This window comes from Curtobacterium flaccumfaciens, from assembly GCF_051548005.1.
Taxonomy (GTDB): Bacteria; Actinomycetota; Actinomycetes; order Actinomycetales; family Microbacteriaceae; genus Curtobacterium.
Window position 1 is genome coordinate 1 of the sequence record NZ_JBPUGH010000146.1, and the last position, 8,518, is coordinate 8,518.

8 protein-coding genes are annotated in these 8,518 nt (G+C 70.2%); 4 read left to right on the top strand and 4 right to left on the bottom strand.

Features of this window, described 5'->3' with window-relative positions:
- Positions 1-27: 27 nt before the first annotated feature.
- Genes ACSW7Y_RS14315 through ACSW7Y_RS14325 form a run of 3 tightly spaced genes read right to left on the bottom strand, consistent with a single transcriptional unit; the run spans position 28 to position 3,297 of the window.
- Positions 28-942: a carbohydrate ABC transporter permease gene (locus ACSW7Y_RS14315; RefSeq protein ID WP_438126919.1), complete on the bottom strand. Its 915-nt coding sequence runs from the start codon at positions 940-942 to the stop codon at positions 28-30.
- A 1-nt stretch (position 943) separates the two neighbouring features.
- Complete coding sequence (locus ACSW7Y_RS14320) at positions 944-1,909, bottom strand: carbohydrate ABC transporter permease (RefSeq protein WP_438126920.1); 966 nt, start codon at positions 1,907-1,909, stop codon at positions 944-946.
- Between the two features lie 23 nt (positions 1,910-1,932).
- On the bottom strand, positions 1,933-3,297 hold the full coding sequence (locus ACSW7Y_RS14325; protein WP_438126921.1) for an extracellular solute-binding protein: 1,365 nt from the start codon (positions 3,295-3,297) through the stop codon (positions 1,933-1,935).
- A gap of 264 nt (positions 3,298-3,561) precedes the next feature.
- On the opposite strand from ACSW7Y_RS14325, the gene ACSW7Y_RS14330 reads away from it, so the two are divergent.
- The 3 genes from ACSW7Y_RS14330 (at position 3,562) to ACSW7Y_RS14340 (ending at position 7,042) form a co-directional block, all read left to right on the top strand.
- Positions 3,562-5,064: an alpha-N-arabinofuranosidase gene (locus ACSW7Y_RS14330; RefSeq protein WP_438126922.1), complete on the top strand. Its 1,503-nt coding sequence runs from the start codon at positions 3,562-3,564 to the stop codon at positions 5,062-5,064.
- A gap of 281 nt (positions 5,065-5,345) precedes the next feature.
- A complete protein-coding gene (locus tag ACSW7Y_RS14335; protein WP_438126923.1) occupies positions 5,346-6,656 on the top strand; it encodes a PP2C family protein-serine/threonine phosphatase in 1,311 nt (436 codons plus the stop codon).
- A gap of 89 nt (positions 6,657-6,745) precedes the next feature.
- On the top strand, positions 6,746-7,042 hold the full coding sequence (locus ACSW7Y_RS14340; RefSeq protein WP_438126924.1) for a hypothetical protein: 297 nt from the start codon (positions 6,746-6,748) through the stop codon (positions 7,040-7,042).
- An 18-nt stretch (positions 7,043-7,060) separates the two neighbouring features.
- On the opposite strand, the gene ACSW7Y_RS14345 is transcribed toward ACSW7Y_RS14340, so the two are convergent.
- Entirely contained in the window at positions 7,061-7,906 is an 846-nt protein-coding gene (locus tag ACSW7Y_RS14345; protein ID WP_438126925.1) for a helix-turn-helix transcriptional regulator, read from the bottom strand.
- A 106-nt stretch (positions 7,907-8,012) separates the two neighbouring features.
- Between ACSW7Y_RS14345 and ACSW7Y_RS14350 the strand changes: the two genes are divergently transcribed.
- Positions 8,013-8,518 (top strand): SDR family NAD(P)-dependent oxidoreductase (locus tag ACSW7Y_RS14350; RefSeq protein ID WP_438126926.1); only part of this gene is annotated, 506 nt, incomplete at its 3' end.

An 8,518-nucleotide genomic window follows, 5' to 3' on the forward strand; every position in this document is an offset into this window, starting at 1 on the left:
GCGCCTCCCGTCGGATGTGTCGTCGCGTCAGCCCTTGAGGCCGGACCCCGTCACGCCCTCCACGATCTGCCGCTGGAAGATCAGGTAGAGGATGATCAGCGGCAGCGCCGCGAGGATCGCGCCCGCCTGGATGTCGGCGTAGCGCTGACCGAAGCTGCCCTGGACCGTGGCGAGCCCGACCGGGATCGTCATGAGGTCCGGGTTGGACAGCACGAACAGCGGCAGCAGCAGGTTGTTCCAGACCCCGACGAACGTCAGGATCGCGACCGCGGCGATGACCGGCCGCGACAGCGGCAGGATCACCGACCAGTAGATCTTCCACATGCCCGCACCGTCGATGCGTGCCGCCTCCTCGAGCTCCCGGGGGATGCCGTCGAAGAACTGCTTGAAGATGAACACCGCGATCACGGCGGGCACCTGCGGGAAGATCACCGACCAGTAGGTGTTGAGCAGCCCGACCGAGTTGAGCTCCTGGAAGATCGGGATGATCAGCACCTGGGTCGGGATCATGATGCCCAGGATGATGAGCAGGAACGCGACGTTGCGGCCGCGGAACACCAGCCGGGACAGCGCGAACGCGGCCATCGAGGCGAACAGCACCGTGAGTGCGGTCGTCACGAGGCTCGTGATGCCGGACGCGAGGTACCAGTTCCAGATGTCGCCGGCCTGGAACAGCGCGGCGTAGGAGTGCAGCGTCGGGTTCCAGTTCGACAGGATCGCGTTCGCCCCGAGTGCGGCGACGCCGTTGTCGGACAGCGACGTCTTGAGGGCGAACAGGCTCGGGATGAGCCAGATGATCGCGAACACCGTGAGGATGATCGCGGCCGTGATGTTGAAGCCCTTGCCGGAGACGCCGATCTTCGCGGCGTTCGCCGGGGCTGCAGCCGAGACCCCGGAACGGAGCTTCGGCCGGGCGGTGGTGATGCTCTCGGTGGTGGTCACGTCAGGCACCGATCTCTCGCTTGGCAGCAGCGCGCTCGACGAGCTGCCGGATGACCGCGATCGCGACGATCACGATGAACAGGAGCACCGACGCCGCCGATGCCGCACCGAGGCGGTTGTCGGTGAAGCCGACACCCGTGATGAGCTGCAGGGAGACCTGCGTCGAGATGCCCGGGCCGCCGTTCGTCATCAGGTACACCTGGTCGAAGATCTTCAGGCTCGCGATGATCTGCAGCAGGATGACCAGGGTGGTCGTCCGGCCGAGCAGCGGCAGCGTGATCGACTTGATCTGCTGCCAGCTCGACGCGCCGTCCACGGCAGCCGCCTCGTACAGTTCCCGCGGGATCTCCTGGAGTCCCGCCAGGTAGAGCACGAAGTTGAACCCGAGGGTCCACCAGACCGTCGCGATCGCGACGCCGATCATCGCGGTGTTCGGGCTGGCCAGCACCCCGGCGCCCGGCGTGATGCCGAGGGCCTGCTGGACCGACGCGAACAGACCGGTCGCCGGGGTGAAGATGAACACCCAGATCAACGAGATCGTCGCCGACGGCAGGATGAACGGCAGGAAGAACGCCAGGCGGAAGAACCACTGGCCGCGGTTCATCCGGTTCGTGAGCACCGCGAACACGAACGCCAGGACGACCAGCGGCGGGGTCGTGTAGAGCGTGAACTGCAGGGTGTGCCAGAGCGACGACCAGAAGTCGGCGCGCCCGAGCATCTCCGCGTAGTTCGCGAACCCGGCGAAGCTGCCGAGCCCGGTGCGGACGGTGGAGGTGTTGAAGAAGCTCGAGACGATCATCCAGACCGTCGGGCCGAGCAGGAAGGCCAGGTAGAACAGGCCGAAGGGGGCGAGGAACAGCCATCCGCTGCGGCCTTGGCCACGGGTGGTGCTGTTCACACGCGTGCGGAGCCGCCCGGGGACCGTTGCGGCCTCCGTCGGGCGGGTCAGGACTGGTGCTGCGGTCACGTCGTCGTGCCTTTCGCGCGGGCTTACAGCGGGCTGGGGGTGTTGAGGTACGTGCTGAGCTGGCTCTTGATCGCCGAGAGGGCCGCCGCGGGGCTCGAGGCGCCCTGCTGCACGAGCGCGAGCTGCGCCCCGACGGTGTTCTCGAACGTCGATCCGGAGCCGCCGTACCAGGCGGGGTCGTCGAAGACGGCGCTCTCGGCAGCCGACGCGTAGTCGGACTGCGGCTCGAGCTTCTTGTAGGCCGTGCTGTCGAACGTGGGCATGTAGGCCGGAACGTGCCCACCCTCGGCCCAGGTCATGCTCTGCTCCAGCATCTGCTTGATGAACAGCATGTGCGCCTTGCGCTGCTCCGGCGAGCGGTCCTTCCGCGGCAGGATGAACGTGTGCGAGTCGGCCTGGGTGGCCGGCTTGTCGAAGAGCTGGGGGATCGGCGCCATGCCGAACTTCAGGCCCTTGATCGACTGTGCCGTGCTGATCTCCCACTCGCCCTGCATGAAGAACCCGGCCTTGCCGGTGAACATCAGGGTCTCGGCGGTTGCGTAGTCGAGGCCCTTGTTCAGCCAGCCGTTCTTCACCCACTTCTCGGTCATCGTGGTGACCTTGGTGTAGTTGTCCTCGTTCACCGTGAGCTTCGAGCCGCCGTCGCTGATGAACGGCGTCGACCCGTTGATCTGGTTGTACATCGTCCAGAAGAAGCGCCACGGGGTCGCGATCTCGCTGACGTTCGCGACGTTGAGCGCGACGCCACCGGTGACCTTCGACACCGCGGCGAGGGCGGCCTCGAAGTTCTCCAGGCCGGACAGGTCCTTGAGCTTGCCGTCACTGTCGATCAGGCCGGCCTTCTGGCACACGTCAACGTTGTAAAAAAGGACGAACGGGTGGGTGTCGAGCGGGATGCAGATGTTCTTCCCGTCGGTCTTCTGCGCCGTCCAGGCCTTCTGGTTGAAGTCGCTGGCGCTCAGGCCGACGCTCGCGAGGTCGTCCGAGGTGATCGGGTCGAGGAGGTCGCCGTCCCACAGCGGCTTCGCGCGGGTGAGGTGGGCGATCGCGACGTCCGGCGGCTTGTTCCCGACGGTGGCCAGTGTGACCTTCGAGTAGTACGGGTTGCCCCAGGCGAACGTCGTCGCCTGGATCGAGGACGGTCCGCCGTGCTGCTTGGCGTACCCGGCCTCCATCTGCTGCATGCGGGCGCCGTCGCCGCCGCCGAACAGGTTCCAGAAGACCAGGGTCTCCGGGTTGAGCGGGGCACCGGCGATGCCGGCGGCGAGCGGACTCGAGCAGGCGGCGAGCGGCAGCACGGTGGCCGCCGCGGCTCCTGCGGCGAGCAGGCTCCGCCGGGTGAAGGACCCTCCGCGCGGCTGCACGGGCGGGGTTGGTCGGATCGGCATGGCATCACTCCATCGGGACGGGCCGAGCGGAACAGGGTCGGTGTTCCGTACTGGTGCGGCGTCGCAGCCCCGGGGGTGAGGCTCCTTCGCTACTCCGGTCGGGGCGACGTGCCGTGGGGGCATCATCGCTCCGTGAGCGCTCACATTAGCGCCGGACACGCCGGAGCACCACCCCTTTCGCCCGTGCCGCCGACCGGCTAGCGTTGTCGACGGGTGAGCGCTCACTTTCGTGTCACCCCGACGCACGCAGATCGAAGGAGATCCATGCCCCGCACACACCTCGTCCTCGACGCCGCGTTCACCGTGGGGCCGGTGCGCCGTCGCCTCTTCGGCGGCTTCGTCGAGCACCTCGGACGACACGTCTACGACGGCATCCACGAGCCCGCGCACGAGACCGCCGACGAGCACGGCTTCCGCAAGGACGTCATCGAGCTCGTCAAGGAGCTGAACGTCTCCGCCATCCGCTACCCGGGCGGCAACTTCGTCTCCGGCTACAAGTGGGAGGACGGCGTCGGCCCGGTCGACCAGCGTCCCCGCCGGCTCGACCTCGCGTGGCACTCCACCGAGACGAACGAGGTCGGGCTGCACGAGTTCCAGCACTGGCTCGACCAGGTCGACTCCGAGCTCATGCTCGCGGTGAACCTCGGGACCCGCGGCACGCAGGAGGCCATCGAGCTGCTCGAGTACGCCAACATCGACGCCGGCACCGCGCTCAGCGAGTACCGCCGCTCGAACGGTCGCCAGGAGCCGTTCGCCATCAAGATGTGGTGCCTCGGCAACGAGATGGACGGCCCGTGGCAGCTCGGCCACAAGAACGCCGAGGACTACGGCAAGCTCGCCGCGATGACCGCCAAGGCCATGCGCCAGATCCAGCCCGACCTCGAGCTCGTCGCCTGCGGGTCCTCCGGAGCGTCGATGCCGACGTTCGGCGAGTGGGAGCGCACCGTCCTCGAGCACGCCTACGACGACGTCGACTACATCTCGGCCCACGCCTACTACGAGGAAGAGGGCGACCTGTCGTCGTTCCTCGCGTCCGGCGTGAACATGGACCACTTCATCGACACCGTGACGACCGCTGCGGACCACGTCAAGGCGCACAAGAAGTCGGACAAGCGCATCGACATCTCGTTCGACGAGTGGAACGTGTGGTCGCTCAGCAAGTGGAACGAGCAGCAGAAGACCTTCGAGCTGCAGGACTGGCCCGTCGCGCCGCGCCTGCTCGAGGACATCTACACCGTCGCCGACGCGGTGGTCGTGGGTGGTCTGCTCATCTCGCTGCTCCGTCACGCCGACCGCGTGGCCTCGGCCTCGCTCGCGCAGCTGGTGAACGTGATCGGCCCGATCATGACCGAGCCGGGCGGACCCGCGTGGCGCCAGACGACGTTCTTCCCCTTCTCGCTGACCTCGAAGCTCGCGAACGGCACGTCGCTCCAGGTCAAGGCCTCGGGCGACACGGTCGACGGTGGCAAGTACGGCGAGGTCCCCGTCGTGGACTCCGCCGCGACGGTGGAGGACGGCACGGCCGCGGTGTTCCTCGTGAACCGGCACCAGACCGAGTCGACCACCGTCACGATCGACCTCGCCGGCATCGGAGCCGACGGCGAGGTCCGCGCCGAGGGCATCTGGGAGGACGACGTCCACCTCGTCAACGACCTGTCGAACACCGAGCGCGTCGGCCTCCGCACCAACGAGACCGTCCGCCGCGAGGGCGACACGATCACGATCGAACTGCCGCCGGTCTCCTGGACGGCCGTCTCGATCGGCTGATGACGCCTCGGCGCGCGCCGCGGCGAGCGTCGAGTGAGCACAGCGGGTGCCGGGTCGCGACAGCGGCTCGGCACCCGTTGCCGTGCACGGGTGGTCCAGCGGCGTGCAGCGCTGTGCGCTGTGCGCTGTGCGCTGTCGGCCTGGAGGCACGGCTCGGCCCCGGCGGGTCCGCCGCGGTCACCGGACCACGCGGAGCGACGAGGGCGCCCGACACGTGTCGGCGGGATACGGTTGGAGGCGTCGTCCGTCACCGGGACGACCGCGCCGTCGACAGGAGTGGGATGACGCAGGCACCACCTCGGCGGACCGTCCGGTCCACCGACACCGGACCGATCGTGCTGTCCGGACTCCGTGCTGCGTGGGAACCCCTCGCGAAGCAGGCCCTGGTCGCGGCACTGATCGTCGGTGCCGCCGCCGCCAGCTCCCTGTTCCCCGCATGGCTGACCGTGTCGGACGCACGGGCGATGTGGACCGGTGCCGGCCTCGCCGTCGTGCTGCTCGGGTTCGCGGCGCTCATGGCACGGTCGAACCGACTCGCACGCGTGGAGATCGCCGTCCCGCTGCTCGACTTCGTCGCCATCGGCCTGCTCCGCTTCGGCACGGGCGAGACACGGTCCGTCTTCCTCGCGATCCTCGTGCTGCCCGTCGTGTGGATCGCGGCCGGACACGGGAGGTGGCGGGTCCTCGTCCCCGTGCTCGGCGTGTTCGTGACGATCCTGCTGCCGCTCGCCCTCGCGCCCGGACGCGCGTTCCCGGGCAGCGAGGTCGTCCGGCTCGTCATCGCCGCGGTCGTCTACAGCGCCGCTGCCGCCGTGGTCAACGAGCTCTCCCGACGGTCCCTCCTGCAGCTCACCGTCGCCCAGCGGTCGCGCCGGGTCGCCGAGGCCGAGGTCACCCAGGCCGCGATCGTGCAGCGCTCCCTGCAGCCCGTCGACGGCAGCGGGCTCCCGTCGGCCGTCCGGGTCGCCGGCGTGTGCGTCCCGGCGCGCACGGTCGGGGGAGACTTCTACGACTGGTACCCGACGCCGGACGGCGGCACGGGCTTCACCCTCGGCGACGTCATGGGCAAGGGCGTCGGCGCCGGCATGATCGCCGCGGCGGTGCGGGCCGTCATCCGGAGCAGTCTCGAGGAGCCGGACCCCGCGCTCGCCTTCCGGTGGACCTCCGCCGGGCTCAGCACGGGGTCGGTCGACATGGTGAGCGCGCAGTTCACGACGTGCTTCCACGGGCGGATCAGCCTCGACGGGACCCTCCGCTGGGTGGACGCCGGCCACGGGTTGACCCTGATCCGTCGGGCGTCCGGCGGCAGCGAGTTCCTCCGCTCCGGGCACCTGCCGCTCGGGGTCGGATCGGGCTGGACCAGCGTCGAGACGGACCTCCAGCCCGGGGACAGCGTCGTGAGCGTCAGCGACGGCGTCCTCGACCTCTTCGGCGGCGACCTCGCCTCGCTCGACCGCTGGCAGGCCTTCGTCGACGCCCGCGACGACATCGACGCGATCGTGGCCGACGTCACCGCGCTCGCCGAGCGCGGCGACCGCGCCGACGACGTGACGGTCGTCGCCGTGACGTGGGGCGGCTCCCTCCCGGCGTGACCGCGGGAGCCGAGCATCCTGGCGGAGCCGGGCCGTGCCTCCCGGCCGCGACCGGTGGGTACTAGGATCGGGCTGACGGAGGGGGAACCATGCCGGGACCGGCCGACTGGGAGACCGAGGGAGCGACCGCGCGCGCCGCGGTGCCGAGCGACGCGCTGCGGCAGCCGATCGCGGTCCGGGCCGCGACGTGGATCGGTGTGCTGCTGCTCGCCACGGCGCTCGTCGTGTACGCGTGCGCGGCGCAGGTCACGGCGGGCGAGGACGAGACCGAGGTGCAGGCACTGGGACGCTTCGTGGTCCTGGTCGTCGTGGCGACCGGAGTGGGTGTGCTCGGCGGGACCGCGCTGCTGCTCCGACTCGTCGCCGGGGCGTTCCTCCGGCGCTGACGCGTCGTCTGCGCTCGGTCAGGCAGGAGTCGCGGCGGAGGAGCCGATGACCGACAGGAGTCGGAGCCGATCGGCGCTCTCGCTGCCGGGCTCGGCCGTGTACACGAGCAGGTGCTGGGCGCGGTCGGTGTCCTGCAGGACCTGGCACTGCAGGGTGAGCGGACCGACCTCCGGGTGCACGTAGTGCTTCTCCTCGGCCGGACGGATGCCGACCTCGTGCCGCGCCCACAGCTCTCGGAACTCGTCGCTCCGCGCGAGCAGTTCCTCGGCGAGGACCGCCGCCCGTGAACCGGGCCCGCGACGCGCGAGCACGTACCGGAGGCCGGAGGCGTACATGCGGGACAGGAAGTCGTGTTCCTCCTCCGGGTGCAGCGCCCGAGCAGCCGGATCGGTGAACCAGCGGTACCCGATGCTCCGCGCGAGGCCCGTGCGGAGCGACGCGTCCCCGACCAGCGCGGCGGCGAGCGGCGTCTGCCGGAGGGTCTCGCCGAGCTCCGTGACGATCTCGGCCGGTGTGTCCACGAGCCGGTCGAGGATGCGCATGATGCCCGGCGCCACGTGGTCCGACCCCGCTCCCCGTGTGGGCGGCTCGTGCCCGGCCAGGCGGAAGAGATGGTCACGCTCGTCGAGGGAGAGCCGGAGCCCCTGGGCGATCGACGCGAGCATCTGGTCCGAGGGCTGCGGCCCGCGCTCCCGTTCGAGCCGGGCGTAGTAGTCGACCGACATGTTGCTGAGGAGAGCCGCCTCCTCGCGCCGGAGCCCGCTCGTGCGACGTCGAACACCTCGTGGCAGCCCGACGTCCTCGGGCTGCAGTGCGGCGCGACGACTCCGCAGGAAGTCGGCGAGTCCGGTCCGGTCGATCATGCGGCGATCCTCTCGCACCCTGGCCGTCCCAGCCACGGATCGTCAGGCCGTGGTTGCGGAACGGGCGCCCGGCCAGGCTGAGGGCACCGACCACGGAGGACACACCATGCCACGGACCATCGACGCACCCACCATCCCCGACCTCACCGGCCGCCGAGCCCTCGTCACGGGGGCGAGCGACGGCATCGGCGTGCGGATCGCCGCGCACCTCGCGGCGGCGGGCGCCGAGGTCGTCATGCCCGCGCGGAACGCTCCGAAGCTCGCTGCTGTGCAGGACCGCATCCGCACCGAGCACCCGGGAGCCCGGCTCGAGGCCGAGTCGCTCGACCTCTCGTCCCTGGCGTCGGTGTCGGCGCTCGGGGAACGGCTCGTGCGGGACGGACGACCGATCGACATCCTCGTCGCCAACGCCGGCGTGATGACCCCGCCCTCGCGCCAGACCACTGCCGACGGGTTCGAGCTGCAGTTCGGCACGAACCACCTCGGGCACGTCGCACTCGTCGCGGCGCTGTTCCCGCTGTTGCGCGCTGACGGGGCGGGGGTCCGCGGGGCGGGCGCCGGCGCGGCGGGCGCTCGCGCTGCGGGCGCTCGCGTCGTGGTGCAGTCGAGCGT